Here is a 25269-nt window from a genome sequence, read left to right as displayed (position 1 = left end):
CCGGCGGGGTCATCCGGCGAGGCCGTGCCGCAGCGCGAAGATCACGGCGGCGGCCCGGTCGCGCAACTCCAGCTTGGCGAAGATGTTGCCGACGTGGGTCTTCACGGTGCCCTCGGCGATGTTCAGCCGGGCCGCGATCTCGGCGTTGGTGGCCCCGCAGCCGATCAGCGCCAGCACCTCGCGCTCGCGGGCCGACAACCCTCCGGCCAGGGCGCTTGCGTTGCCGCCGGGCCGTGGGCCGGACCGGTAGGCGGCGAAGACCTGTGGCGCGACCGACGGGTCCAGCCAGCCGTTGCCCGCCGCGACCGATCGCGCCGCCTGGATGATCTCCTCGCCGGGGGCGTCCTTGAGCACGAACCCGGCCGCGCCCGCGCCGAGCGCGGCGGCGACGACCTCTGGGTCGTCGAACATCGTGAGCACGAGGACGGGCGGGGCGGCCGCTCGGGCGCGCAGCCGTCGCGTCGCCTCCGCGCCGTCCATGCGCTTCATCCGCACGTCCATCAGCACGACGTCGGGGCGGTGACGGGCGACCGCGCGTTCCACCTCGTCGCCGTCGGCGCACTCACCGACGACCTCCAGATCGGGTTCGCCGTCGAAGATACGGATCAGTCCGGCGCGGACGAGCTGCTGGTCGTCCACGAGCAGTAGCCGCGTCACAGGGCCACCCTCCCCAGAGGAATCGTCGCCCGGACGCTCCAGCCGGGCCCGGCCGGGCCCGCCCGCAGCGTGCCGCCGAGCGCGGCGACGCGTTCCCGCATGCCGACCAGGCCCAGACCGCCGCCGCTCGACGCCGGTTCGCCCAGGCCGGTGGAGCCGGGGTCGGCGACGGTGACGAGGGCGAGGCGTCCGTCCACGTCCACCGTCACCGTGGCCGTCGCGCCGGGCGCGTGCCGGGCGGTGTTGGACAGCGCCTCCTGGACGACGCGGAAGATGGCCAGCCCGACCGCCGGATCGACGGCCGCGAGGTCCCCGCGCGTGGTGAGGTCGACGTCGAGGCCACCGGCGCGCAGCCCGGCGACGAGCGCGCGGGTGTCCTCGGCGGTGGGCAGGGCCGGGGCGAGGCCCGCGCCGCTCCCCTGCCCCGGCTCGCGCAGCAGGACCAGGCCCCGGTGCACGTCGCGCACGCTCCGGCGTCCGGCGCGCTCGGCCTCCTCCAGCGCGGCGGTGGCGGCGGCGGTGTCGCCGCGCCCGATGGCGAGCCGGGCCGCGCCGATGTTCAGCAGCGCCACGCCGAGGCCGTGGCCGACCAGGTCGTGGACCTCGCGGGCGATCTTCCGGCGCTCCTCGGCGACGGTCTCGCGGTCGAGCCGCAGGCGCGCCTCGTACAGCAGCGCGTGGAGCCGGAACGCCGAGCCCAGCAGCAGGAACCCGGTTCCCCAGACCAGCCACGTCGGCCAGAGCGCGAGCCCGCCGAACAGGAAGTGCCGCGCGGGCGCGAGGACGAGCGCCACCGGCACGCACCAGGCCAGGTCGCGGTATCGGGCGAGGAGCACCAGCGAGAACCAGACCGGCGCGGTCGCCACGGCCAGCGCTCCGTCGGCGTAGCTGCCTTCCGTGTCGTGGAAGGGACGGAATTCGCCGAGCCCGCTTTCGGCGGGCGGTGTGAGCAGGGGCAGCAGCAGGGTCGCCAGGGCGAGGAACGGCACCCACCGGGTCGGAGGCAGCCACGCCCATACCGTCTGCGCGGTCCACAACACGATGAACGCCAGCACCGGCACCGTCCGGGCGGGCGGCCCCGGCGCGAGGACGAAGGCCAGGACCGCCCAGGCCACGCCGATCGCCGCGAAGAAGCGATGCAGCGGGCCCGGCGGGGCGCATCCGTCGAAAACGGCCTTCATCCCTCGCATGAGCGGGATCCTAGATAGCGTCCGGCGGCCCGTCATCAGGCCGTGGTCGGATCTCACCACGACCACGGTCATAGCCGGATCGAGGACCACCGTCCGATGTGGCGGAGCCGCGCGCCGTCCACGCTGGCCACATGAGATTCCGCGCGCTCACCCGGATGACGAGGTTGTCGGCCGTTCCCCTGAGCATCGCCGGGCGGACGGCGGTCGCGGGCAGCCTGAAGGTGTTCGGCAGGCTGACCGACGAATCCGCCCTGGAACTGCACGAACGCACGGCCGACCAGCTGTTCGAGGTGCTGGGCGGCCTCAAGGGCGGGGTGATGAAGTTCGGGCAGGTTTTGTCGGTGTACGAGACGGTGCTGCCGCCGTCGGTCTCCGCCGTCTACCGTGAGCGGCTCGCGCGCCTCCAGGACGCGGCGCACCCCGAGGGCGCGGAGATGGTGCACCGGGTGATGGAGGCGGACCTCGGCCCGGACTGGCACGACCTGTTCGCCTCCTTCGACCTCGACGCGACGGCGGCGGCGTCCCTGGGGCAGGTGCACCGGGCCGTGTGGCGGGACGGCCGCCCGGTCGCGGTCAAGATCCAGTACCCCGACGCCCGCGCGGAGCTGCTAGGTGACCGGGACGCGGTGATCCTGGTGATGCGCTGGTTCACCAGGGCGATCGCGCCCGAACTCGACGGCCGGGCGCTCGCCGCCGAACTCATGGACCGGCTCGCCGAAGAGCTCGACTACGAGCGTGAGGCGGAGGCGCAGACGGCGTTCCGCGCGGGCTTCCTCGACGACGCCGACTTCCTCGTGCCCGAAGTGGTGCGGCAGAGCGGGCGGGTGCTGGTGTCGGAGTGGATCGACGGCACGCCGCTGGCGCAGGTCATCGCGGATGGCGACCGGACGCAACGCGACCGGGCCGGATTGCTGCTGACTCGGCTGCTGTTCGCCGGAATCCCGCGCACCGGGATGATGCACGGCGATCCGCACCCGGGGAACTTCCGGCTCATGGACGACGGCCGTCTCGGCGTGCTCGACTTCGGGGCCATGTACCGGGCCGTGCCCGGCACTGCGGGCCCCATGGAGAAGTGGATGCGCATCCACTTGGCGGAGGACGGCGACGAGCTGGTGCGCGTGCTGCGGGAACTGGAGTTCCTGCGGCCGGGTGTGCGGGTGGACGCCGACCGGCTGATGAGGCTCTTCGAGCACTCGGGGGCTCCCGCCCGCGAGGAGCTGTTCAGGTTCGACGGTGCCTACCTGCGCGAGACGCTGGGGCAGATGACCGCTTCGATGCCCGTCGGCCTGAGCCTCGCCTTCCCGCCGGACATGGTGCACGCCCAACGCGCCATCGGCGTGGGGATCGGGGTGTTGTGCCAGCTCGAAGCCGAGGTGCCGTTCCGCGACGAGGCGTTGCGCTGGCTGGACGTGTCCCAGTTCAGCGGGGGTGATGTGACGTAGAGCCGCGTCAGATCCGGTTGCTGAGGGAACGCAGCAGCCGTCCGTAGGCCCACGTGGCGAAGCTCGGCGGCATCGCACTGGCCAGGCGCAGGACCGGCTCGCTCTGCACCAACGACCTCGGCCCCGACAGCGCGAGGCCGTGCGAGGCGAGGGCGGACGCCATGACCGCCCGTCTTCTGCGCTTGGCGGAGTACAGGCGGACGGCCTCGGCGGGGTCGTCGGCGGCGTCCAAGCACTTCACCAGCATCGCCACGTCCTCCAGCGCCTGGTTCGCGCCCTGCGCCAAGGTGGGCGGCATGCCGTGCGCCGCGTCCCCGAGTAGTACGCACCGGCCCTTGCTCCAGTGGCGCGGGACGGCGTGCCGGGTGTGCGGGAACGGTTCGAGGTCCTGGCCCTCCAGCGCGTCCAGGATCTCCGGGACCGGTGAGGCCCATCCGGCGAAGTGCCGCCGCAACATCTCCAGCGGCTTATCGGCTGGCGGCCCCGGCACGTCGAAGAACCATTGCAGGAGCCCGTTCCCGGCGCTCATGAAGCCGCAGTCGCCCCGGCGGCCGAGCATCATCGTCGTGACGGAGCCGGGGTCGAACGGGGCCGGGACGAGCCCTTGCCAGTTGACGAGGCCGGTCCGGGTCGCCGGACCATCGCCCAGGATGGCGGCGCGCACCTGCGAGTACACCCCGTCGGCTCCCACGAGGAGGTCGCCGCAGTACTCCCGGCCCGACGTCGTGCGGACCATCACGCCGTCGGCGTCGTCCTGAAGACCCGCAAGCCCGGCACCGAAGCGGATCGTGCCCTCCGGCAGCCCGCTCGCGAGGCTGGAGATCAGCACCCCACGAGGGATGACCCGCGCCGACGACCCCAGCCGCTCCGCTAGCGCGGCCAGATCGACCTCCATGACCTGGCGGCCGCTCGGAGTCCGCAGGCACAGCGTCGTCAGGTTCTGGCCCATGCCCTCAAGGTCGATTCCCAGATCGCCGAGGACCGCCGTGCCGTTGTACCAGGCGGTGATGGCCCCGCCGCCGAGGCGCAGGGCCGCCGCCTGCTCCAGCACCACCACCTCGTGCCCGGCGGCGGACAGTCCCCGCGCGGCCGCAAGCCCGCTGATCCCCGCTCCCACCACTAGTACGCGCACCGGCGGCCCCCACATCGACTACTAAGTGCATTCCCGCCGGTCGTGGAGCATGCACCGCCGGACCCGTCCCGATGGTCGCGGAGATCGACCTTGATCATTACGGACGGGCTCCCGATAGTGGGGCCGACACGACAACACGGCCCAAGGAAAGGACGTGGCACTTGAGCACGATCGAGGACCGTTCGGCCAGCGCCCCTGACGGCGGGGCCGCCGCGGTGATCCTGGTGACGGGCGCCACGGGGAACGTCGGAGCCGAGGTGGTCCGCGCCCTCACCGAGGCCGGTCGGCCGGTGCGCGCGCTGGTCCGCCGCGAGGTTCCCCACGCCCGCAGGACGCCGGGCGTCGAGTACGTCGTCGGCGACCTGAACGCGCCGGAATCCCTCAAACCGGCACTGCACGAGGCGCGGGGCCTGTTCCTGCTGCCCGGCTACCCCGGCACGCCGGAGATCCTGGCCGAGGCCGAGCAGGCGGGCGTCGAGCACGTGGTGCTGCTGTCGAGCCCCTCGGCGGCGTCGGGCGACCGGGGCAACGCCGTGGCCCGGTACATGATCGAGTCAGAGGAGGCGGTGCGCGCGTCCGGGCTCGCCTGGACGGTCGTGCGGTCGAGCGGCTTCATGTCCAACACGCTGGAGTGGCGTCCGCAGCTGGCGGCCGGTGACGTCGTCCGCGCCCCGTTCGCGGACGCGCCGATCGCGGCCATCGACCCGGCCGACATCGCCGCCGTCGTGGCGGCGTCCCTGCTGGCCGACGGGCACCAGGGCCGGATCTACCACGTCACCGGGCCCGAGGCGCTGCGGCCCGCCGACCGGTTGCGCACGCTGGCCGCCGTGCTGGGCCGCGACCTGCGGTTCGAGGCGCAGCCGAATGACGAGGCCCGCGCGGAGATGCTGGCGGCGATGCCCGCCGAGTACGTGGACGCCTTCTTCGACTTCTACGTCACCGGTTCGCTGGACGACTCGCAGGTGAACACCGCCGTCCAGGACGTGACCGGCCGCCCGGCCCGGACCTTCGAGCAGTGGGCCGCCGCCCACGCCGAGGCGTTCGCGTGACCGCCCGGACGGCTACGGCAGGCCGTCGAGCGCGACGCGCTGGGCGTCGGTGAGGCGGTTGCGGGATCCCGCGATGGCGTAGGTGCCGGGGCCGGGGCGGTGGACGGCGATCGGGTCGATCATGTCCGGATGCCGCTCGACGGCGTAGTCCAGGGCGGCGGTCACACGCTCGGCGGGCAGGCCCAGGACCGCGCTCAACTGCGTCGCGGTCAGGGGACGGGAGGCGTGGGCCAGAGCTGCCACGACCGTCAGCGCGTCGCCGATCGCGGGATCGGTGAGGTCGGTTGTCGTGTAGTCGCTCAGGTGGGCGAAGAACTCCGCCATGCGGGCGAGCCGTCCTCCGGCGGGCGTCGCCGGGTCGAACAGGGCGACGCCCTCCCGCGCGGTGGCGGCCCACCGCGCGTGGACGCGGGCGTTGGTGGCCCACACCCGCTCCCACGCGTCGGCGTCGATGACGTACCGCTCGCGGCGGCGGTCGCGCTCCCGGCGGACGATCTCCAGGCCCTCCAGGTAGGCGATCGCCTTGGAGACCGACGCCGGGCTGACCCGCAGGCGCGCCACCAGGTCGGCGGCGGTCAGGCTGGCCGCGTCCACGGTGATCAGGCAGGCGAGGACGCGGGCGGCCATCTTCGGCAGCCCGGTGTGGACCATCAGCCCGGCGAACCGCTCGGCGAAGGCGTGGACCTCCGCCGACTCGTGGTCGTCGTCGGACGGTGACGCGGGCGTTTTGGGACGCCGGGCGCGCCAGGCGGCGGCCTGGTGGGCGTGGTCGGGGCGGTAGGCGTCGGGGCCGCCGTTGCGGGTCACCTCCCGGCTGACGGTGGAGGTGGGACGGCCCAGCCGCCGCGCGATCTCGGCGTACCCCAGTCTCTCGGCCAGCCCTTCGGCGATGGTGCGCCGGTCCGCGTGGTCCAGCCTCTCCCCCGGCATCGGGGTCCCCTTCCGTCGTGCGTTCACCGTTTGAACGTTGCAACGCTCATCGGGAGCCGGTTGCATTACCCAGCATCATCATTGCAATAATCGCCTCCCTTCCCTCATTAAAGGGGCTTCCGTCCGCTGATTTTCCTTGAAGCGCCTGAAAACGCAACGTAGCTTTCGTGGTTGTTCAAGCCAACTGCGGAGGTGAGGCGATGGTTGACACGGAACCGGCGGCGATCGACGTCGAAGGGCTGCGGATGCGTTACGGCAGCGTCGACGTGCTGCGCGGGGTGACGTTCCGGGCCGGGCGCGGCGAGGTCGTGGCCCTGCTGGGGCCCAACGGCGCGGGCAAGACCACCACGATCGAGATCCTGGAGGGTTTCCGGACCCGGTCGGCGGGACGGGCCGAAGTGCTGGGCGTCGACCCGGCGCACGCCGACGAACGGTGGCGGGCCCGGATCGGGGTGGTCCTGCAATCGTGGCGCGACCACGGCAAGTGGCGGGTGCGGGAACTGCTCGTCCACCTGAGCCGCTACTACGCCCCCTACGCCACCCCGGAGCGGCCGCGGCCCTGGGACGCCGACGCGCTGATCCGCGCGGTCGGGTTGACCGAGCAGGCGGGCAAGAAGGTCCGGACGTTGTCGGGCGGGCAGCGGCGGCGGCTGGACGTGGCGATCGGCCTGGTGGGCGGCCCGGAGCTGCTGTTCGTGGACGAGCCGACCGCCGGGCTCGACCCGCGCGCCCGCCTCGACTTCCACGCCCTGGTGCGGCGGCTGGCCGACGAGCACCGCATCACGGTGCTGATCACCACGCACGACCTGGCCGAGGCCGAGAAGCTCGCCCACCGGATCCTCGTGTTGTCGGGCGGGCGGATCGTCGCCGACGGGACGGCGGCGGAGCTGGCGCGGCGCATGGCGGGCGAGGACGAGGTGCGCTGGACCCTCGACGGCGAACGGTTCGCCGTCTCGACCCCCGAGTCCACGGCGTTCGTGCGGGAGCTGTTCGCCCGGCACGGCGCGGCGGTCGCGGAACTGGAGGTCCGCCGGACCTCCCTGGAGGACACCTACATGGCGCTGGTGCGCGAGCAGGAGCAGGGGGCGGCCCGATGAACACGGCGGCGGGGCGGGCGGGCTGGTCCCGTGGAGCGATCGAGTTCCGGCAGTCGTTCACCAACGGCGCGGACCTGACCGCCCACCTGTTGTGGCCGGTGCTGATGCTGGTCGCCCTGTGGTTCCTGCGCGACCGGGAGTTCGGGGACAGCGGCCTGGCGCTGGGCACGCTGGCGCTGCCCGGCATCCTCGGGATGAACGTGGCGATGGGCATGGTCAGCATGAGCCAGCACCTCACCGCCGACCGCGAGGACGGCACGCTGCTGCGGGCCCGCGCCACCCCCGACGGCGTGCGCGGCTACCTGGTCGGGAAGGTGGTGTCGGTCGGCGGCGGGCTGCTGGCGGACCTGGCGATCCTGATGGTGCCCGGCGCGCTGCTGATCGAGGGGATGCGGGTAGACGGCGCGAGCTCCGGGCTGACGCTGGGCTGGGTGCTGGTGCTGGGCCTGGTGGCGACGCTCCCGGCGGGGGCCGCGCTGGGGTCGTTGTTCGCGAGCACGCGCAGCCAGGGCCTGGTGCAGCTGCTGGTCCTCGGGGTGATCTCGATCTCCGGGGTGTTCTACCCGGTCACCTCGCTGCCGGACTGGTTGCAGGGCGTCGCGCAGGTGTTCCCGATCTACTGGCTGGGCCTGGGGATGCGGTCGGCGCTGCTGCCGGACGCGGCGGCCGCCGTGGAGATCGGCGGGTCCTGGCGGCACCTGGAGACGGCCGGAGCGCTGGGCCTGTGGGCGGTGGCCGGACTGGTCGTCGCGCCGCTCGTACTGCGCAGGATGGCGCGCCGGGAGTCGGGATCGACCATGGCCGTGCGGCGCGAACGGGCGCTGCAGCGGGTCGGCTGACCCCGCCCGGCCACCGCTTTCAGGACGATGACCGGGGCTGGTAGCGGAGCAGGAACATCTCCACCCCGTCGGTGATGAGCCGGTCGGTGAGCTCGGGTGCGAGCGCGGTCCCGATCGAGCTGACGATCAGGTGCGGGTAGAGCGTCAGGCCGAAGAACTGGACGACCGCGACCTCCACGTCGGGGACGTCCAGCAGGCCGCGCTCGCACAGGTCGCCGAGCACCTCGCCGAAGGCGGCGGCGGACCGGGCCGGGCCGCGCCGCCGGTAGGAGTCGCCGAGGTCGGGGAAGCGGCGCATCTCGCTGGTGACGAGGTTGCGCAACGCCAGCCGCGCGGGGTCGGTGGCCGCCTCCACCAGCACGCGCGCGGTGCGGATCAGGGCCTCCCGCGCGTCCCCGGCGTCGGCGAGCCGCGCCCGGACCTCGGCGAGCGTGGCGTGCGCCTCGTCCATCGCCTGCCCGATGACCTCGGTGAACAGCTCCTCCTTGCTGCCGAAGTGGTTGTAGACGGTCACCTTGGACACCCCCGCCGAGGCGGCGATCGTGTCCATGCCGGTGTCGAAGCCGTCGCGGACGAACGCCTCGCGGGCCGCGCCCACGATCGCCTGCCGGCTGCGCTCGGCGCGCTTGCCCGAGGGAGCGGGCGGTCTGCTGCTGTCTCTGGCCACGGCCGCATCCTACCGAGAACTTAACACTTGAGTACAGGGCAACTGTACTGTACCGTTCAGTTAAGTTGCTGCGAGCGAGCCGGTGTGACCCGGCTCTGACCAGGAGGAACCCATGAACTCCCCCTCGACCGCCACCACCGGAACCCTCCAGGTGCCCGGCGCGCGCCTGCACTACGAGGCGCGCGGCCGGGGGCCGCTGGTCGCGCTCGTCGGCGCGCCGATGGACGCCGACTCCTTCGCGCCGCTGGCCGACCTGCTCGCCACCGACCACACCGTCCTCACCACCGACCCGCGCGGCATCAACCGCAGCCCGCTGGACGACCCGGACCAGGACTCCACCCCGGACCTGCGCGCCGACGACCTGTCCCGGCTGCTCGCCCACCTGGACGCGGGCCCGGCCGCCGTCCTCGGTTCCAGCGGCGGCGCCAACACGGTGCTCGCCCTGGCGCAGACCCATGCCGATCAGGTCCACACCGTCATCGCCCACGAGCCCCCGCTGAACGAGCTGCTGGACGACCGCGACCAGGTCAACGCCGCCACCGACGACATGATCGCCACCTACCTGGGCGGCGACGTCCTCGGCGCCTGGGGCAAGTTCATGGCGCAGGCGGGCATCGTCGTGCCCGAAGGGGTGCTGGAGATGATGTTCGGCGGCGAGCGCGATCCTCGGCACGTCGCCGACGAGCGCCGCTGGTTCGCGCACGAACTGCGCGCCACCACGCGCTGGAAGCCCGATCTCGACGCCCTGCGCGCGGCGGAGACGCGCATCGTGGTGGGCATCGGCGCGGACTCGGCCGGGCAGCACTGCGACCGGACCTCGCGGGTGCTCGCAGCGGAACTGGGCGTCGAGCCCACGCTGTTCCCGGGCGACCACACGGGCTTCGCCGACAACCCCGCAGAGTTCGCGCCCCGGCTGCGCGAGGTGTTGAGCGCGAAGTGACGGCCGCAGCGCGTTGGTTCAGTGGGTCTTGTAGTAGTCGGCGAGAGCGGCGAAGGCGGCCTTCGGCTCCCACGGCATGTCGGGGTAGGCGGTTCCGGGGCGGTCCTCGTGCACCTTGACGATGCCGTAGCTGGCCAGGTCCAGGTCGTCGCGCGGGTCGCCGTCGGGCCGGTGCGGGTGGTCGTACAGCGCGAAGGTGAACACGAAGGTGCTGTCGACGCCCCCGGCGTCGAAGGCTTCCAGCAGTTCGCGCAGGTAGGCGGCCTGACCCTCCTCGTCGCGCGCGTACTCCCCCTTCAGGCGCAGCGGGGCGCGGGTCGTCCGGTCGTACTCGACGATCTCCAGTCCGCGAGCGCCCACATCACCGGCCCCCTGGTAGGTGGCCGAACCGAACTCGGTGATCGCGACCGGCTTGCCCTGCGCGACGAGGTCGCGGATGCCGTCGGCGAAGCGGTCGGCGTACGCGGCCGCCCGGTACAGGTCCACCGACAGGAAGTCGAAGGGCGTCCAGTCGACGCGCTCCAGCGGCACGGAGGCGTAGGTCACCTTGCCGCCGAAGTGCTGCCGGACCAGCGTCACGGCCTTGCCGAGGAAGTCGTTGACGCGCGCGCCGACCACGCCGATCTGCTCGCGTAGACGTTCCGGGTCGCTCAGCGTCTGGACCCGCTCGTCGAGGTGGTCGCCGGGCAGGAAGCCCCTGTTCATCAGGCTGTGCTCGGCCCCGGCGACGAACACGACCTCGGCTCCGCGCCGCCTGACGCGCTCCGCGCGCACGGCGCAGTCGGCGAACAGCTCCAGCATCTCGTCGGCGGTCAGCTCCAGGGGGTAGGGCGAGAACCAGACCTCAAGGCCGAGGTCGGCGGCGTGCGTGGCGGCGATCTCCAGCCGCTCCGGGTCGCCGCCCATGATGCGGACGGCGTTGCAGTGCAGGTCGTCGCGGATGATCCGCAGCTCGCGCTCGACCAGCTCGGAGGTGAAGCGCCGATGGCCGATGACCCCGTGGTGGACGAAGCCGGTGTCGTAACTGATGCCTCGGGAACGCATGCTCCGGCACCCTCTCATGTAGTGAATTAAGGTACTGAGCGTACCTTAAATATCGATCACCGGGCATGACAAGCCGGTTTGAAGGGTACGAGCCGTACTTATCGGTCCGACGCGGAGCGCGCCTCAAGGGCGCGGGACGGCTGCCGTCTCCATCAGCAGGAACCATTCGGGCAGGCTCCGCCGCAGCGGCTCGGGGCCTTGCAGGCGCAGATCTCCGGAGCGCAGCGCGGCGGCCCAGGTCAGGTCGCCGCGCCAGACCCCCACCAGGGAGCGCAGCACGGCCGTCACGGTCACGGCGACCTCGTGGCCGGGGTCGAAGTCGCAGACGTCGGCCTCGTTGCGGTGGATGAGCAACCACCAGTCACGGCTTTCGGCGGGCACCTCGGGGAAGCGGAACCGGACCACCGTGCGCGACGGCGGGACGGCGCCGTGGTCGATGCGGCGGCGCATGTCCCACATCAACAACCTCGGGTCGAGATCCTGGTCGCCCATCTCGCCGATCCAGCGGGTGCCCCACACCGCCAGCGCCTCCACCACCGGGCGCAGCTCGCGGCCGGGTTCGGTCAGCACGTAGTGGACCTCGTGGCCGACCTCGCGCCGCTCGACCACCCCGGCCCGGACCAGTTGCTGGAGGCGCTTGGACAGCAGGGTCGGCGACATCCGCGGCACCCCGCGGCGCACCTCGTTGAAGTGCCGGCTTCCCGACAGCAGCTCGCGCACGATGAGCAGCGTCCAGCGCTCATCCAGCAGCTCCATCGCTTTGGCGACGGGGCAGAACTGGTAGTAGGACGACCCCATGCCCGAAGGCTAGGCCAGCCTGCGCGACCCGACCAGTACAGATGTGGTACTAGGTGGCAAACCTCCACGTTCCTAGCCTCGGTGGGTGTAACGGGGGACGAGGAACGGGCCGCGTCGGCAGGGGGTCGGCGGCGGTCGCGGCGCGTATGGAGCGCCGTTCGTCCTGCCGAGTCACCGAGACTCCGGAGGAGCCGTCATGAGTGAGCAGAACGTGGCCGACCGCGCGCTGAAGGACAAGCACCGCGCGATGTGGGCGTCGGGCGACTACGCCGCCGTGGCCAGGGAGGTCATCCCGGCCCTGGGCCCGGTCCTGGTCGAGGCGTGCGGGGTACGCGCCGGGCAGCGCGTGCTGGACGTGGCGGCCGGGTCCGGCAACGTCGCGATCCCCGCCGCGCTGGCCGGGGCCGGCGTCGTCGCCTCCGACCTGACGCCGGAGCTGCTGGAGATCGGCCGCGCCGACGCCGCCGCGCGCGGAGCCGACCTGGAGTGGCGGCAGGGCGACGCGGAGGCGCTGCCGTTCGGCGACGCCGAGTTCGACGCGGTGTTGTCCTGCGTCGGCGTCATGTTCGCCCCGCACCACCGCGAGGCCGCCGGCGAGCTGGTCCGGGTGTGCCGTCCGGGCGGGACGATCGGCCTGGTCAACTGGACGCCGGAGGGTTTCATCGGGCAGATGTTCGCGGTGCTGAAGCCCTACGCGCCGCCGCCCCCGCCCGGCGCGCAGCCCCCGCCACTGTGGGGCGACCCCGCTCACGTCAGCGCCCTGCTCGGTGACCGCGTCGAGGGCCTGGAGACGGTCCGGCGCACGGTGCGCATCGACCGCTTCGGCAAGCCCGAGGAGTTCCGCGACTTCTTCAAGGCCCACTACGGGCCGACCATCACCGTCTACCGCAACATCGCCGACGACCCCGACCGGACCGCCGCCCTGGACGAGGCCCTGACCGACCTGGCCCGCCGCCACGACCTCGGCGAGGGCATCATGGAATGGGAGTACCTGCTGGTCACCGCCCGCAAGCGCGCGTAGCGGCTCACCGCCGGTGTGCGGCCGGGGATGCACCCCGGCCGCACACCGGCGATCTGCTCTAGTCCTCCAGAGCGTCGACGCTCGGGACGACCACACCGAACAGGTCGGAGATGGTGGTGAGGGCAGCGGCCTGCAAAGCGGCGGCCGGGAGGACGCCGCCGTCGGGGCCGGGCAGAGCGCGGGTCGCGGTGGCGTCGGCGACGACGGTGGGCCGGTAGCCGAGGTTGAAGGCCCCCTGAGCCGTGAAGGTGACGCACATGTGGGTCATGAAGCCCGCCAACACCAGGTCCTTGCCGCTGCCCGGGGCCGCGCCCAGGTCGTGCAGGGTCTTCTCCAGTTCGGTGGCGTGGAAGGCGTTGGGGAACTGCTTGACCACGATGGGCTCGCCGTCCACCGGGGCCACCCGGTCGTGGATGGAGCCGATCGGCGCGTTGATGTCGTAGGGGGTGCCCTCACCGCCGTCGTTGACGATGTGGACGACCGGGGCACCGGCGGCGCGGGCGCGCTCCAGCAGGCGGGCGCCCGCCGTCAGGGCCTCGTCGGCGCCCTCCAGCTCCATGACGCCGGTGGTGTAGGTGTTCTGGACGTCGATCATGATCAGGATGGACTCGCTCAGCCGGGGCGGCCGGCCGTCCAGCCCGATCACCTGGCGCAGCGTGGCGGAGGGGGTGGTGGTCATCGGGAACCTTTCATCATCGGTTGGAGGCATGGCGAAGCCGTCCGCTTCGCGGGCATGCCGAAAAGAGGCGAAGAACGCCGAGGGACGTGCGGATCAGGCGGTCTGGGTGCGGAAGCGGCGGCGGTAGGCCGCCGGGGTCGTGGACAGTTGCCGCCGGAACGCTCTGTGCAGGGTTTCGGCCGACCCGAGACCGCAGGCGGCGGCGACCTGCGTCAGAGGGCAGTCGGTGGTCTCCAGCAGGCGCCGGGCCGTCTCGACGCGGGCGGCCTCGACGTAGGCGGCGGGGCTGGTGCCCATCTCCTGCTTGAAGACGCGGGCGAAGTGCCGCTCGCTGAGGCGCATCCGGGCGGCCAGGGCCTCGGCCGACAGGTCGGCGTCGAGGTTGTCGGCGATCCAGAGGCGCAGCTCGTCGATGTCCCGGCGGTCGGTGGTGGGGTGGCTGAGCGGCACCGAGAACTGGCTCTGCCCGCCCTGCCGCTTGAGGTACATCACCAGCTGCCGGGCCACCGCCAGCGCCGTCTGCTCGCCCAGGTCCTCGGCGACCAGCGCCAGCGCCAGGTCCAGGCAGGCGCTGATCCCGGCCCCGGTCCACAGGCGGCCGCGGTCGGCGCGCACGAAGATCGGGTCGGGGTCGACCGTGACGCCGGGGTGCTCGGCGGCCAGCTGCGCGGCGGTGGACCAGTGGGTGGTGGCCGTCCGGCCCTCCAGCAGCCCGGCCGCCGCCAGCACGTGCGCGCCCACGCACACCGACGCCACCCGCCGGGCGTGCGGGGCGGTCCGTTTCACCCATGCGACGACGTCGGGATCGATCCGGGCGACGGGCCCTTCGTCGGTCATGTCGACCGCGCCCGGCACCAGCAGGGTGTCCACCTGCTCGCCGACCTCGTCGAACGTCAGGTCGGTGAGCAGCCGGACGCCCGCCGAGGTGACGACCGCGCCCGCCTGCGGCCCGGCCAGCAGCACCCGGTACCCGGCGCGGCCCGCGGTCTCCCGGTTGGCCAGCGCGAAGACCTCGGCGGGGCCGGTGACGTCGAGAAGGTCGACGTCGGGGAAGACCGCGATGACGACACGGCGTGCGAAGGACATGCCCCTATTCTCGCCAGCACCCTGCGTGGCCGCAATGACGAGTTCCTGTCACATCCGGACATCCGGTCTTACTTGGCGCCGCGCCGGAAGGTCGCGCGGTAGTCCCTGGGGCGCTGGCCGGTGTGCCTGGCGAACAGCGCGGCGAAGGTCCCGGGGTCGTTGTAGCCGATGGCGGCGGAGATGGCGGCGATGGTCCGGTCTGTGGATTCGAGGAGGTGGCGGGCGCGACGGACCCGCGACGCCTGGAGGTATTCGAGCGGGCTCTGACCGGTTTCGTCCGCGAAGCGCCGCAGCAACGTCCGGGTGCTGACGTTGAAGGCGTCCGCCAGCGCGGCGAGGTCGTAGCGGGCGGCGAGGTTCTGGTCGAGGCGTCGCATGACCCTGTGGGAGAAGGTGCTGCCGGGCTGCGGGAGAAGCCGGGTGTCGACGTACGGGGCCTGGGACGTGCGCGCGTCGTCGAGGAGGGTCATCCGCGCGACCGTCCGTGCCACCCCACTGCCGCTGTGTTCGCGGATCAGTTCCAGGGCGAAGTCGTACATGGCGCTGAACGCGGCCGTCGTCGTCACTCCCCTGTCGGTGATCACCAGATGTTCGGGCTGGATGTCGGCGTCCGGGCAGCGTTGCGCGAGGTCGTCGGCGCGGAACCAGGCCGTCGTGGCCCGGCGCCGGTTGAGCAGTCCGGCCTTGGCGAGCAGGAAGGAGCCGACGCAGATCGAGACGACGGCGTTGCCCGTGGCGGCGTGGGACCGGATGACGGCGATCTCGGGGCCGAGGGCGGCGAGCCCGGCGTCCACGCCGGGGCCTGGCGGCAGATCGAACCCCGGCACGACCAGGACGTCGACCTCGCGCGGCGGAGAGACGGCCAGGGCTGTGCCACCCGATGCGGTGACGCGGCGGCGGGGCGAGACGATCGACACCTCGTACCCGGCGCGGTCCGGCCCGGCGGCGTGCGCGGCCATCGTCAGGAGATCGGGGATGCCGAACACCTCGGAGGCGAAGCAGCCCGGATAGGCCAGAACACCGATCCGCAACGCGCTCATGCCCGCCTCCTCGCTGCCGTGCCGCTGGCGAGATTACCCCTGGAGATGGCGATCCGGCCTCTCGTCTCAAGCGGACGCGTCAGGCCACGCTGTCGGCCATGAGCACAACCGACGAACATCTCAACGACCCGATCACGGATTTCTCCCGCTGACGCGTGGACGTGGACGGGGTGGTGAAGACGGTCTACACGGCGGGTTCCGGTCCGGCCGTCGTCCTGATGCCGGAGATGCCCGGCATCAGCCCGCACGTCCTCCGGCTGGCGCGATGGGTGCGGGATGCGGGCTTCACCGTCTACGTGCCTTCGCTCTTCGGGACCGACGGTGCTTACCCCACTGCCGAGGAGGGCACGAAGGTCCTGCGTCGCGCGTGCGTGAGCGCCGAGTTCCGCGCGTTCGCCGGGGGCGGGACCAGCCCGGTCACGACGTGGCTGCGCGGGCTGGCGCGCCAGGCCCACGCCGAGTGCGGCGGTCCTGGCGTCGGCGCGATCGGGTTGTGCTTCACCGGCAACTTCGCGCTCACGATGGCGCTGGAACCGGCCGTCATCGCACCGGTGGTGAACCACCCGTCGCGTCCGTCGGACGATCCCGCCGGACTTGACATGAGCGACGAGGACGCGCGCATGGTCCGGGAACGCATCGAGCGCGACGGCCTGAAGGTCCTCGCCTACCGCTTCGACAACGACCGCTGGTGCACAGGCCAGCGCTTCGCCGCGTACCAGGCGCTGTTGGGCGACGCCTTCGACGGCCGCGTACTGCCGGGCGATTCCGCCCGCTTGGACCCGCCGCCGTTCTTCCGCGACGTGGTCGAGACGCCGCACAGCGTTGTCACCGCCCATCTCGTAGACGATGAAGGACATCCCACGGTGAAGGCCAGAGACGAGATCCTCGCCTTCCTGGCCGAACGCTTGATCCTGCCAGGAGACGGTGAAAGCGACGGCCGCACCCAATAGACGGGCGGCGGTCTCGGCGCATGTCGATCACGCGCCGAGACCGCCGCCCTTCCGCTCTCACAGCGGCCCACATGCCGAGGGGCGGACACACCCGCCCACCCTCGATTCTGACTTCCGCTAAGTGAGCTTAGCGGAAGTCAGCTCACCAGAGCCCGATCCGGCGACTCACTAACTGGAACTTCTTAAATACTGGAAATAGAAAACCAGAAAATATATGCTGGGGACATGAGCGCGACGACCGGTGTGGACGCGGATGAGACCACCGCTGACGTGACACGGCCCTGTGGCTACTGCGGACGGCCCGTCCCCCAGAAGGCAGGACGTGGACGACCCCGCGAGTACTGCCTGGCGACCGACTGCCAGACGAGGGCCAAGCGCGAGCGGGAGTTGCGACGCGGAACGCCCGGCCTGGAAGGCGCGCTGGCTCGCGCAGAGGACCTGTACGAGCGAATGGAGCAGGGGCTGACCGCCGCCCTCGCTCCCCTGGCCCAAGCGCTGGACGCGGAACTGTCACCGCGCGGCGTCGAGGCGCAGATCAGCGCCGTCCGCGCGGAAGCCCAGGCGCAGGTGGCCGCCGCCTTGGCCGAACGCGAAGCCGCCGCCGACCGGGCCGCGCGCGCCGAAGGACTGGCTGAGAAGGCAGAGCAACAGGCCAAGAGCGCCAAGGAACAGGCCCGGCAAGCTGAGCGGGAACGCGCTGAGGCCGTCGAAGCCGCCGCGCAGGCACGCGCCGAAGCCGAGGCTTCCGTGCAGGCCGCTCAGGATGAGGCCGAACGCACCGTCGAGGCGATTCGTGCGGAGGCGGATCGCCTGGTGCGTGATGCCCACGACGAGGTCGCGGACGTGCGAGCAGAGATGGAAGGGGCCCGCGCCGAAGTCCAGGCCACACGCCGGGAAGCCGACGAAGCCCGTTCCGCTGCGGCCGCCGCTGCACAGGACGCCCGCGAGGCACGCGAAGACGCGGCGCTCGCCGACCGCGAGCGCGCCACCGCCGAGGCCCTGACCCAGGCCGCCGAAGACGCACGGACACGAGCCGAGGCCCAAGCCGCTCAGGCGGACGAGCGGGCCGCGCAAGCCGAGACGCGCGCCGCCCAGGCAGAGACCGGACGCGCCGAGGCCATCTCCGAACGAGACGCCGCCCGTGCGCAGTCCGAGGAAGCGCAACGTGCCGCACAACGAGAGCAGGCACGCGCCGAGACGTTCGGCACCGAGGCCGCCGAGCTGCGCGCGGCCGTTGAGCGTCTGCGCGAGGAACTCGGCGAGGTCCGGCTCAACCTGCGCGTCGAGCAGGCCCGCCATGAGGAACTGGCCCGCGAACGCGACGCCGCCCGCGCCGAGGCCGCCGCGCAACGCGAACGCGCCGTCACCGCCGAACTCCACGCCCGGACCGCCAGCCAGGACCCGGCATCACGAGCTTCCGCTGACGAGTCCTGAAGTCAGGGATAAAGCGCTGGACCGGCGGCATGGCCTTCGTTGAGGATGTGTCGCCGGTCTGCGCTTGCCCTACTCGATTGGACTGCCGTGGCGGAAGAAGTGAAGTTCGGGCTGTCCCTGGAACTGCCGTCTCCAGGGAAGATCCGCACGGCCATGGCCGAACTCGACGCCCGGGCACGCGCCGATGACACCTTCGATCCCGTTCGCTTCACCGACGAGGACAACTTCGACACCACCGTGATGACGGGCAGCCGCATCCTGGAAGAGGCCGGGGCGCGGTTCGTCATGAGCGGCTTCGGGAATCCGCGATGGCCGCTCGAACTGTCCTACGACGGATCGATGATCATTGAGGACCTCCCGGACTTCATGGCTGGTCTGGTCGATCTCGACGGTGGCACAGCGACCCTCCATATGGACGGCCAAGGGGTGGAGACCGACCTCGTCTTCCAGACAGCTGGCGAGGATCTGCGCATCACCTGCAACCCGAGGAACTCGTGGCTCAACCCCGACCTCGTCCATCACGTGCCGGAGATCGCCGTGCTGGAGATGTTCGACCGGCTGGCGCGGAACTTCGCACTCAGCCTGGAGATGATGGACGCCGAGGTCGCCGCCCGGCCGCCTTTTCCCAGGTGGCGAACGTTCATATGGCCGGACGAGTCAGGCTGACAGGCCACGGCCTCGGACCAGGGGGAGGAACACTTCATCCACCAGCTCGGTCAGGACCTCGTCCGGCACTTCAGGCAGCAGGTTCAGCAACTGAGGCTCGTCGCTGGTGGCCGCTGGCAGGTCGCGCAGAATCGCGCCCTGCGCCAGGAGCCAGTCACATGGCTGCACCCCGACGATCACGATGCCGGGTGCATCGTCGTGATCGCGAACGTGTACCAGTCGGAGCGAATCCGCCTTCGGGTGGTCTGTTCGCTTCAGTCGAGATACGGCGCGATCCGTCGTGCGACATGTGAGTTGACCGCCGAGTTCACTTCCGTGGTGCGAGTGAGGTACTCCAACCGTGTGAGGCTCGAGTTGATCAAAGCTTGCCGAGCGGACGCGGTGAGCTGAGGCAGCTCGAGGGTGTCACCGGCGTTCACGGAGCCTCCCAAACCAGATACAGAGGATGTACGGGGCATGGGCGGCAGGGGTGACAAAATCTTGGCTCGGTCAGCGGCGCGGGCGGTCAGAGTTCCATGCGGTAGAAGATCTTTGAGGGGCGGGGCTTCATGCCGAGGGCCTCGTAGAACTCGATGGCGTCGGGATTGTCGTCGTCGGTGGTCCACTCGACGCGGCTGCAGTTCTGACGCAGGGCTTCGTCGCGCAGGGCCTTCATGAGGGAAGCGCCGATGCCCTGGCGCTGGTACGACCTGGCGACGTACAGCTCTTTGAGATACAGCGAGGTCGACAGTCCGGCGGCGGGCCACATGACCGAGTAGCTGGCCATGCCGACGAGGGTGTCGGTGTCGAACGCGAGCAGGGCCGAGGCGGATGAGGACTCATTGAAGAGCGCATCATGGACCTGCCGAACCTGTTCGTCGGAGGTTTCTACAGTGTCGTCGCCGTAGAAGGCGTTCAGCTCGACCAGCAGGGCAGCGATGGCTTCGGTGTCCTGGTCGGCGGCGGCCCGGATGGTCACGGCCATGAGTGCTGTTCCTCTTCTGATGTTGTTGTCATCAACAGCTCGTGCAGGTCGCGAGCCGTCGGCGAAGTTCGCTGGGACGGGGTGAGTTCGCCCAAGATCTCATGTCCTCGTGTCGTGAGGATGCCTCGTCGCTGATGATCTGTCAGGGCTTGCAGCGTCTCCAACGCGTGAGCTGTCCCGGTTGTGGAGTCTCCTACGGAGACGAGACAGGTCGCGCGGTCGAGGTGGACCAATGTGCGGTCGAGGAAGTCATCGTCGGGGTAGAGCTCAAGCGCTCGGTCTTGGGCGGTGAGTGCCGGCCCGGTGTCGATGAGGCGGCGGGTGGCGAGGTGTGTGAGGGCGCTGCCTTCGTGGAAGCGGAGCTGTGCCTCGTTGTAGCCGAACGCCGAGGCTGTGATCAGCGGATTCGCCAGCTTTGAGAGCAGGGCTTCGGCGTCATGCACTGCCTCAAGCGTGGCTTCTTGGTCGCTCATTGCTGCATGGGCACGGGCGGCCAAGGCGGCGGCGAGGACCGCGCCGACAGTGGGAACCGCTGTGACCTCCCGCGCAGCCGTCGAGACGTGGACGGCCTCGGCCATGTCTCCGGCGTAGTAGTGCCCGTACGCCTCTTGCGCCAGTACCCACGAGCGAACGGCTGGGTCTCCCGCTTCGACGGCGGCCAGGCGAGCGGTTCGTGCCCAGCCTCGGAACGCTCGGCGGTCGCCGAGCTTGATCAGTGTGAGGCACAGCAGACCCGCCATGTGCGCGGTGACTCGGGACAGGCCACGCAGCGAAGTGACCGACCGGCAGCAGTCCAGACCGGTGAGAAGTTCGGACAGGTCAGCGGTCAAATCTGCGGCCAAGAGAGCGGCGGGACGGTTGCGAGTGGCGCGTCCGTACCGTTGGACGGTTTCTTCCCAGTCCTGTAGAGCGGTGGCGGATATCCCGCCGGTGAAGGTCTTGGTGAGGCGATGCCGCAGACCTTCGAGATGGTCGGTGGTGGCGGCGTCTTCGACACGCAGGGACGGGAAGCGCTTGGCGAGCTCCGTGGCTTCAACGGCGGCTTGCAGATTCCGAAGCGGGATATTGAACAGGACGGCCAGAGCGGGCAGTACCTCGGTCGGGGTGCGGCGGCCGTTCTCCCAACGGGACCACTCGTTCCTGGTGACCGTGGCTTGGCCGGTCCGTCGGCACAGCTCGTCGGCGGCCTGAGCCTGAGACCAGCCTGCGGCTTGGCGGAGGCGACGTAGCAGCGGCCCGATCTGTTCGCTGTGCTGAACGGTCATGGCTGAGTCATTCCTTCTCAGGAGGGGGCCACCTGCCGGCCACCAGGTGGCCGGAGAGGGGCTCCTCCATCATCCGCCGGGAGCGGTGTTCGGTGGAGCCCTGACTGTGTCACCGAACACAAACTCTCCGCTACCGACGTGGAGAAAAACCGACACCGGACACCGCGCCTTGAGGACGAAGCGATGGCGACGCCGATGGCAAGCTCCCAGCAGATGTCGATGCACGAGTTCAACCGCAGGATGCTGGCCGTTCCCGCCAGCGTGGGCCTGGCACGGGACGTGACCGAGGTTCATCTCAACAAGTGGGGACTGGCGCACCTGGCGCGCGATGCGCTGCTGGTGGTGAGCGAGCTGCTGACCAACGCCGTCAACGCGGCTGCGGGGCAGGAGATCGGACTGACGGTGTTCGTGCTGCCGACCGTTCTGGTGATCGAAGTCTCCGACCCCGCGAAGGCGGCTCCTTTGAAACAGCAGCCGGATCTGGAGGCCGAGAACGGGAGGAGATTGCTGATCGTGGAGGCGTGCTCCGAGAGCTGGGGCATCCGGTCGCCGACTGACAGAGAGAAGACCGTCTGGGCGCTGCTGCGGATCGGGTACCGCGGTGCCGACAGGAGCTGAGCCGACCGCCGTGCTGACGTTGCGGATGGCTCTGGAGATAGCCCGGGCCGCCTACGAGGAAGCGCTGCGGGAACTGGGGCTGCCACCCGAAACGATCAAGGCGGCCAGCGTGTTGGCCGCCCGCAAGCTCGCCGAACTCGACGACGATCATCCCGACGAGTCTTAACACTGGAGGAGAAGCGCCGGACCGCCGTAGTGGTGGCGCGCCTGGGACATCTGCCCCGAAACGTCCCTGCCGACGGCTTCCCCTCGGCGGGACCTCTGCATCGCGCGCCCGGGACTGCGGGACCGCGACCGTGGAAGCGCCGCCACTCCTGCGCACGGGGCGTGAGGCTCGGCGGCGGAACGGGAGAGGTCATGAACAGTGGTCGAATGATCGCACCGAGCCGGTGGGGGCGGCGCGCCGTCGCGGTGGCCGTCGCGGTGGTGGTCGGTGGCGGAGGACTGGGCGCCCTGGCGGCGCCCGCACATGCGGAGCCCTCCGGGTGCGTCTACCCGAGAACCATGTGGGGCGTGCAGTGCCCTGAGGGCGACGGCGAGTACCGGTTCAAGATGGTCTGCTGGGTGATGAACACCTGGCCCCGGCGACGCAACGTCGTGTACGGCCCCTGGGTGAAGGCCGGGCCGGGGACGAGCTCGCAGGTGGCCGGCTGCCCCATGAACAACCTGCCGATGACGAAAACCGTCGAGTTCCGCTGACGAAACGCCTCCCGGCCACGGCGGCGACGCAACCACCGACGGACTCGCTACTCTCGATGGGCGCGGCCGGGTCTCCCCAGATCCGGCCGCACCACCGCGTCGGGTTGCATGCGGAACTTGCGGCTAGGCGCTCAGTCGCCGATGGCGATGGGCATGTCGGGATACAGCGTGGCCATGCTGTCGGCGACGCAGTCGGTCACGTTCCGGTCCTTGCCCGGTGCGGAGACGCGGAGGTCGGGCAAGGACGCCTCATGGCCGGTGGTGCCGATGCCCTTGGCGTTCAGGCAGCGCCGGGTGGCGGCCATCAGGTCGGCGGACATGAGGGAGCGGCTGCCTGCGGTGTAGAGCTCGCTGGCCCGCATCAGATGCGCTTGCAGGCACTGCTCGCCTGGTGCGTCCTCCTGCTCCTTTCCGGTCGGACCGCGGTACTCGATCTGCAGTTGCTGGTTGCTCACCGGATCCCAGCCGAGGTTCCGCACCTCTAGGCCATGACGGCTGAGGCAGCCGCTGAAGCGCTGGGCGGCCAGCTCGTACTCGGCTCTGGTCACCTTGCCGTCGGCCAGCAACTGCTTCTGCCTGGTCCGGGCGGTGGCGTACTCCTCGTCCGTCATGCTCGTGGGTGTGCGGTGCTGGGATGTGGAGTGCGTGGACGCGGTGGTGGGGCCGGCTGCGGCCCGGGGGCGAGCCCCCGGGCCGCAGCCGGCCGCGCTCATGACCGGCACCACCGAGACCAGCACGACAGCGGCCAGGCCGCCGAGTCGCATGGTCATGAGCCGGAGCCTGGTTCAGCGGCGGGTCTTGTAGACCCGGCAGTTGGAGCAGCCCTTGTGCTCGCCCTGCCAGATTCGGGTCGAGCCCTGGCGGGATTGCACGGTCATCTGGCTGCGATGGTGGTACCAGCCGTACCAGTGCCCGTCGGTGCGCCGCACGGCGAGCCAGGCGTCCCCCTGGCAGCGCCCGCCGGACTTCTTGGTCGTCGCGGCCTTGCCGTCGGGCCAGGTGTAGCCCTCGTAGGTCGAGCCGCAGTGGCGGGTCCAGCGCTGGTAGTGCACCACCTTCGCGGCGGTGGGGATCGCCGACGGGTTCGAGTGCGCGACCGCGTCGTCGGGCTGGCCGGGCCGGGCGGCCGGGGCCGTGGGGACGGCCGGTGCGAGGGGGGCCGCCTGCGCCGCCGGGGTGACCGCGCCCACCGCGATCGCCGCCATCGCGATGGCCGTCGCCGTTGCTTTCCTCATGCTGCAGCTCCTGTCCTTGGCGGATCCGGCCACGGGGTCGTGGAACCGGTGCCCGCTGCGGAGAACAGTCGGCGCCACCACCGGGGGGCGACAAGCCCGCACGCTGTTCGGGATCATTCGAGGTCGTTCACGAACACCTCGAACAGCCCCCGACCAGGTCGTTCCCGGCCGCCGTCGCGCTGCCGGTCCTGAGATCATCGCTGCATGGCCGAAGCACGCCTGCCCGCTGGGTGGACCCTTCAGCGCATCCGTGCGGTGTCCGGAGACCGGGAGGCCGTCCCGCTTCACACCGGTCGCACCGTCACGTGGTGCGGCTCCCCGGCGATCGGTCCGATGGGACTTCCAGCGATCGTGCTGGGGTTCCACGGCCTGTGTCTCGTGCAGCCGGTCGATGACGCGGGCTGGTACATGGGCAGTCTGAACGATGACGGGAGCATCGACTGTTGGTCGGCCTACGACGACCTCCATGAGGCATTGCGCGGGTTGTGAGCGGCGTCCCTCCGCCGGATGCTGACCGGGTCGACCGGCAACGTCAGCGAGCCCGGCCTCGGACCAGGGGGAGGAACACCTCGTCCACCAGCTCGGTCAGGATCTCGTCCTGCACTTCGGGTCGGCCCCTCAGTGCGTACTCGGCTCGTAGGAGTGTCATCGGCAGTGACGCCACGCGGGGGTGCACTGCTTCTGGGGGTGCTTCGCCTCTTGCCACCGCTCGGCTGAGCAGGGTTAGCCAGGCGGTGTCCATGCTTGTGTCGCCCGCCAGGTCGCGTAGCAGGTTCAGCAGTTGGGGCTCGTCGCTTGTGGCTGCCAGTAGGTCGCGCAGGATCGTCCCTTGTGGTGAGGACCAGGTTTTGTTTGCCTGGCGGAGCAGTTCCAGTGCGTCGCCTCGCAGGGTTCCGGTGTCCGGTACCGGTGTCTTCGTCTTGGCCAGGTGGCGGTAGGCCGCTACGCCCAGGGCCGCTCGGTGGGGCCAGCGACGGTAGATCGTGTTCTTGTTGGTGGCGGCGCGGCGGGCCACCTTGTCCATCGTCATGCCCGCGTAGCCCGACTCGCGCAGTTCCTCCGCCGCGGCCTGGAGGATCGCCTGCTCCAAGGCCGCGCCCCGGCGTCTGGTGGGCTGTCCTGCGTCGGATGCCACGGTCATCCTCCTTGGGTTCCTTCTGCGGCGCGGGTGGGGCGGCCGTCTTGTAGATCATCGCGGCCCAGCAGCGCCATCGCCATCCGCTGGACCGAACGGGTGAAGCGCCGGGGGTCGTCGGGCGGTGTCATGTGGCGGACCAGGTCGCCGTCGAAGACCGCGAGCAGGGCGTGGGCCGTGAAGTCGGCGTCGAGGGCGGCGTCCGTCTCGGCGAACAGGGCGCTCAGGTGGCGGTGCCACGACTGGTAGCTGGGGTCGTTGTACTTGTCATCGGCGCATGCCTGCTCGTGGGCTGAGAACAACACCGCGTTGCCTTCGGCGATCGCTCCGAGGCGGTCTAGGAAGGCCAGTAGTCGTTCGTGTGCGGGCGCTCCGGGGCCCAGGGGGGGCGGGCCCTGGACGATCGCGTCGCGCAGTTCCTGCGATCTCTCCTCCAGCAGCGCCTGCAACAGCCCGGCCCGGCTGCCGAAGCGGCGGTAGACGGTGCCTTTGCCCACTCCTGCCATGGCCGCCACCCGGTCGAGCGACACGTGCTCGCCGCCTCCTTCGGCCAGGAGTTGTTCGGCCGCGCGCAGCACCGCGCCCCGGTTGCGGAGCGCGTCGGCGCGTTCGCCACGTCGTTCGGCCATCGGCACCTCACCAAAGCGGACTAGCAGTCCGTATATGTTACCGTTCCGCCAAGCGGACTGACG

General features: G+C 71.0%; 30 protein-coding genes. 13 read left to right on the top strand and 17 right to left on the bottom strand.

Going from position 1 to position 25269, the window contains the following annotated elements:
* Window positions 1-9: 9 nt before the first annotated feature.
* Both AH6_RS01835 and AH6_RS01830 read right to left on the bottom strand, forming a co-directional pair.
* Window positions 10-657 carry a response regulator transcription factor gene (locus AH6_RS01835; protein WP_067472336.1) on the bottom strand — a complete coding sequence of 216 codons (648 nt, stop codon included), beginning with the start codon at window positions 655-657 and terminating at the stop codon, window positions 10-12.
* Window positions 654-1847 carry a sensor histidine kinase gene (locus AH6_RS01830; RefSeq protein WP_169807783.1) on the bottom strand — a complete coding sequence of 398 codons (1194 nt, stop codon included), beginning with the start codon at window positions 1845-1847 and terminating at the stop codon, window positions 654-656. The genes AH6_RS01835 and AH6_RS01830 overlap by 4 nt, the downstream gene beginning before the upstream one ends.
* A gap of 131 nt (window positions 1848-1978) precedes the next feature.
* Here AH6_RS01830 and AH6_RS01825 point away from each other — a divergent pair, with 131 nt between their 5' ends.
* Window positions 1979-3289: an ABC1 kinase family protein gene (locus AH6_RS01825; RefSeq protein WP_067472330.1), complete on the top strand. Its 1311-nt coding sequence runs from the start codon at window positions 1979-1981 to the stop codon at window positions 3287-3289.
* Window positions 3290-3296: 7 nt separating this feature from the next.
* On the opposite strand, the gene AH6_RS01820 is transcribed toward AH6_RS01825, so the two are convergent.
* Window positions 3297-4421: an FAD-dependent oxidoreductase gene (locus AH6_RS01820; RefSeq protein ID WP_067472327.1), complete on the bottom strand. Its 1125-nt coding sequence runs from the start codon at window positions 4419-4421 to the stop codon at window positions 3297-3299.
* A gap of 161 nt (window positions 4422-4582) precedes the next feature.
* Here AH6_RS01820 and AH6_RS01815 point away from each other — a divergent pair, with 161 nt between their 5' ends.
* Window positions 4583-5470, top strand: coding sequence for an NmrA family NAD(P)-binding protein (locus AH6_RS01815; protein WP_218005675.1), 888 nt, complete (start codon window positions 4583-4585; stop codon window positions 5468-5470).
* 12 nt (window positions 5471-5482) lie between these two features.
* Here AH6_RS01815 and AH6_RS01810 read toward each other — a convergent pair whose 3' ends face one another.
* Complete coding sequence (locus tag AH6_RS01810) at window positions 5483-6400, bottom strand: GbsR/MarR family transcriptional regulator (RefSeq protein ID WP_067472324.1); 918 nt, start codon at window positions 6398-6400, stop codon at window positions 5483-5485.
* A gap of 200 nt (window positions 6401-6600) precedes the next feature.
* Here AH6_RS01810 and AH6_RS01805 point away from each other — a divergent pair, with 200 nt between their 5' ends.
* Together AH6_RS01805 and AH6_RS01800 are read left to right on the top strand one after the other, a co-directional pair.
* Window positions 6601-7497 carry an ABC transporter ATP-binding protein gene (locus AH6_RS01805; RefSeq protein WP_067472321.1) on the top strand — a complete coding sequence of 299 codons (897 nt, stop codon included), beginning with the start codon at window positions 6601-6603 and terminating at the stop codon, window positions 7495-7497.
* On the top strand, window positions 7494-8336 hold the full coding sequence (locus AH6_RS01800; RefSeq protein WP_067472318.1) for an ABC transporter permease: 843 nt from the start codon (window positions 7494-7496) through the stop codon (window positions 8334-8336). Before AH6_RS01805 ends, AH6_RS01800 begins: the two co-directional genes overlap by 4 nt.
* A 19-nt stretch (window positions 8337-8355) precedes the next feature.
* On the opposite strand, the gene AH6_RS01795 is transcribed toward AH6_RS01800, so the two are convergent.
* Window positions 8356-9003 carry a TetR/AcrR family transcriptional regulator gene (locus tag AH6_RS01795; protein ID WP_067472315.1) on the bottom strand — a complete coding sequence of 216 codons (648 nt, stop codon included), beginning with the start codon at window positions 9001-9003 and terminating at the stop codon, window positions 8356-8358.
* A 112-nt stretch (window positions 9004-9115) separates the two neighbouring features.
* On the opposite strand from AH6_RS01795, the gene AH6_RS01790 reads away from it, so the two are divergent.
* The gene (locus AH6_RS01790; protein ID WP_067472312.1) at window positions 9116-9943 is read left to right on the top strand and encodes an alpha/beta fold hydrolase; all 828 of its coding nucleotides are present in this window, start codon (window positions 9116-9118) and stop codon (window positions 9941-9943) included.
* An 18-nt stretch (window positions 9944-9961) separates the two neighbouring features.
* Here the strand turns inward: AH6_RS01790 and AH6_RS01785 are convergent, their stop codons facing one another.
* Together AH6_RS01785 and AH6_RS01780 are read right to left on the bottom strand one after the other, a co-directional pair.
* On the bottom strand, window positions 9962-10987 hold the full coding sequence (locus AH6_RS01785; RefSeq protein WP_067472309.1) for a glycoside hydrolase family 113 protein: 1026 nt from the start codon (window positions 10985-10987) through the stop codon (window positions 9962-9964).
* Between the two features lie 123 nt (window positions 10988-11110).
* On the bottom strand, window positions 11111-11785 hold the full coding sequence (locus tag AH6_RS01780; RefSeq protein ID WP_067472306.1) for a winged helix-turn-helix transcriptional regulator: 675 nt from the start codon (window positions 11783-11785) through the stop codon (window positions 11111-11113).
* A gap of 196 nt (window positions 11786-11981) precedes the next feature.
* Between AH6_RS01780 and AH6_RS01775 the strand changes: the two genes are divergently transcribed.
* Entirely contained in the window at window positions 11982-12806 is an 825-nt protein-coding gene (locus tag AH6_RS01775) for a class I SAM-dependent methyltransferase (protein WP_067472303.1), read from the top strand.
* A 58-nt stretch (window positions 12807-12864) separates the two neighbouring features.
* Here AH6_RS01775 and AH6_RS01770 read toward each other — a convergent pair whose 3' ends face one another.
* The 3 genes from AH6_RS01770 to AH6_RS01760 all read right to left on the bottom strand — a co-directional run bounded on the left by AH6_RS01770 (window position 12865) and on the right by AH6_RS01760 (window position 15611).
* Entirely contained in the window at window positions 12865-13485 is a 621-nt protein-coding gene (locus tag AH6_RS01770; protein ID WP_067472300.1) for a cysteine hydrolase family protein, read from the bottom strand.
* Between the two features lie 93 nt (window positions 13486-13578).
* Window positions 13579-14571, bottom strand: a complete 993-nt coding sequence (locus tag AH6_RS01765; RefSeq protein WP_067472297.1) for a GlxA family transcriptional regulator — start codon at window positions 14569-14571, stop codon at window positions 13579-13581.
* A 68-nt stretch (window positions 14572-14639) separates the two neighbouring features.
* Window positions 14640-15611, bottom strand: coding sequence for a GlxA family transcriptional regulator (locus AH6_RS01760; RefSeq protein ID WP_067472293.1), 972 nt, complete (start codon window positions 15609-15611; stop codon window positions 14640-14642).
* Between the two features lie 173 nt (window positions 15612-15784).
* Between AH6_RS01760 and AH6_RS01755 the strand changes: the two genes are divergently transcribed.
* The 3 genes from AH6_RS01755 to AH6_RS01745 all read left to right on the top strand — a co-directional run bounded on the left by AH6_RS01755 (window position 15785) and on the right by AH6_RS01745 (window position 18661).
* Window positions 15785-16561 carry a dienelactone hydrolase family protein gene (locus AH6_RS01755; RefSeq protein WP_218005674.1) on the top strand — a complete coding sequence of 259 codons (777 nt, stop codon included), beginning with the start codon at window positions 15785-15787 and terminating at the stop codon, window positions 16559-16561.
* A 225-nt stretch (window positions 16562-16786) separates the two neighbouring features.
* Window positions 16787-17995, top strand: coding sequence for a coiled-coil domain-containing protein (locus AH6_RS43285; protein ID WP_157431203.1), 1209 nt, complete (start codon window positions 16787-16789; stop codon window positions 17993-17995).
* 87 nt (window positions 17996-18082) lie between these two features.
* Window positions 18083-18661 carry a hypothetical protein gene (locus AH6_RS01745; RefSeq protein ID WP_157431202.1) on the top strand — a complete coding sequence of 193 codons (579 nt, stop codon included), beginning with the start codon at window positions 18083-18085 and terminating at the stop codon, window positions 18659-18661.
* On the opposite strand, the gene AH6_RS01740 is transcribed toward AH6_RS01745, so the two are convergent.
* The 3 genes from AH6_RS01740 to AH6_RS01730 form a co-directional block, all read right to left on the bottom strand.
* Window positions 18653-18841 carry a hypothetical protein gene (locus tag AH6_RS01740; protein WP_067472284.1) on the bottom strand — a complete coding sequence of 63 codons (189 nt, stop codon included), beginning with the start codon at window positions 18839-18841 and terminating at the stop codon, window positions 18653-18655. The genes AH6_RS01745 and AH6_RS01740 overlap by 9 nt on opposite strands.
* A 325-nt stretch (window positions 18842-19166) precedes the next feature.
* The gene (locus AH6_RS01735; RefSeq protein WP_067472281.1) at window positions 19167-19625 is read right to left on the bottom strand and encodes a GNAT family N-acetyltransferase; all 459 of its coding nucleotides are present in this window, start codon (window positions 19623-19625) and stop codon (window positions 19167-19169) included.
* A complete protein-coding gene (locus tag AH6_RS01730) occupies window positions 19616-20890 on the bottom strand; it encodes a helix-turn-helix transcriptional regulator (protein ID WP_067472278.1) in 1275 nt (424 codons plus the stop codon). Before AH6_RS01730 ends, AH6_RS01735 begins: the two co-directional genes overlap by 10 nt.
* Window positions 20891-21073: 183 nt before the next feature.
* Here AH6_RS01730 and AH6_RS01725 point away from each other — a divergent pair, with 183 nt between their 5' ends.
* The 3 genes from AH6_RS01725 (at window position 21074) to AH6_RS01720 (ending at window position 22207) form a co-directional block, all read left to right on the top strand.
* Window positions 21074-21508, top strand: a complete 435-nt coding sequence (locus AH6_RS01725) for an ATP-binding protein (protein ID WP_083982119.1) — start codon at window positions 21074-21076, stop codon at window positions 21506-21508.
* Window positions 21492-21674, top strand: a complete 183-nt coding sequence (locus tag AH6_RS43280; protein ID WP_157431201.1) for a hypothetical protein — start codon at window positions 21492-21494, stop codon at window positions 21672-21674. Before AH6_RS01725 ends, AH6_RS43280 begins: the two co-directional genes overlap by 17 nt.
* Window positions 21675-21880: 206 nt before the next feature.
* Window positions 21881-22207, top strand: a complete 327-nt coding sequence (locus AH6_RS01720; protein ID WP_067472275.1) for a hypothetical protein — start codon at window positions 21881-21883, stop codon at window positions 22205-22207.
* 131 nt (window positions 22208-22338) lie between these two features.
* Here the strand turns inward: AH6_RS01720 and AH6_RS01715 are convergent, their stop codons facing one another.
* Window positions 22339-22977: a hypothetical protein gene (locus AH6_RS01715; RefSeq protein ID WP_157431200.1), complete on the bottom strand. Its 639-nt coding sequence runs from the start codon at window positions 22975-22977 to the stop codon at window positions 22339-22341.
* A gap of 15 nt (window positions 22978-22992) precedes the next feature.
* Window positions 22993-23442: a hypothetical protein gene (locus AH6_RS01705; RefSeq protein WP_157431199.1), complete on the bottom strand. Its 450-nt coding sequence runs from the start codon at window positions 23440-23442 to the stop codon at window positions 22993-22995.
* 204 nt (window positions 23443-23646) lie between these two features.
* On the opposite strand from AH6_RS01705, the gene AH6_RS01700 reads away from it, so the two are divergent.
* Window positions 23647-23931: a hypothetical protein gene (locus AH6_RS01700; protein WP_067472263.1), complete on the top strand. Its 285-nt coding sequence runs from the start codon at window positions 23647-23649 to the stop codon at window positions 23929-23931.
* 43 nt (window positions 23932-23974) lie between these two features.
* Here AH6_RS01700 and AH6_RS01695 read toward each other — a convergent pair whose 3' ends face one another.
* Both AH6_RS01695 and AH6_RS01690 read right to left on the bottom strand, forming a co-directional pair.
* Window positions 23975-24532, bottom strand: a complete 558-nt coding sequence (locus AH6_RS01695) for a TetR/AcrR family transcriptional regulator (protein WP_245679123.1) — start codon at window positions 24530-24532, stop codon at window positions 23975-23977.
* A 47-nt stretch (window positions 24533-24579) separates the two neighbouring features.
* Window positions 24580-25206 (bottom strand): TetR/AcrR family transcriptional regulator, encoded by a 627-nt coding sequence (locus AH6_RS01690; RefSeq protein ID WP_083982117.1) that lies wholly within the window; start codon window positions 25204-25206, stop codon window positions 24580-24582.
* Window positions 25207-25269: the final 63 nt, after the last annotated feature.

The organism is Actinomadura hibisca NBRC 15177 (assembly GCF_001552635.1).
GTDB lineage: Bacteria > Actinomycetota > Actinomycetes > Streptosporangiales > Streptosporangiaceae > Spirillospora > Spirillospora hibisca.
The sequence above is the reverse complement of the archived record's forward strand: the minus strand, read 5'-3'. Positions and strand labels throughout refer to the sequence as shown.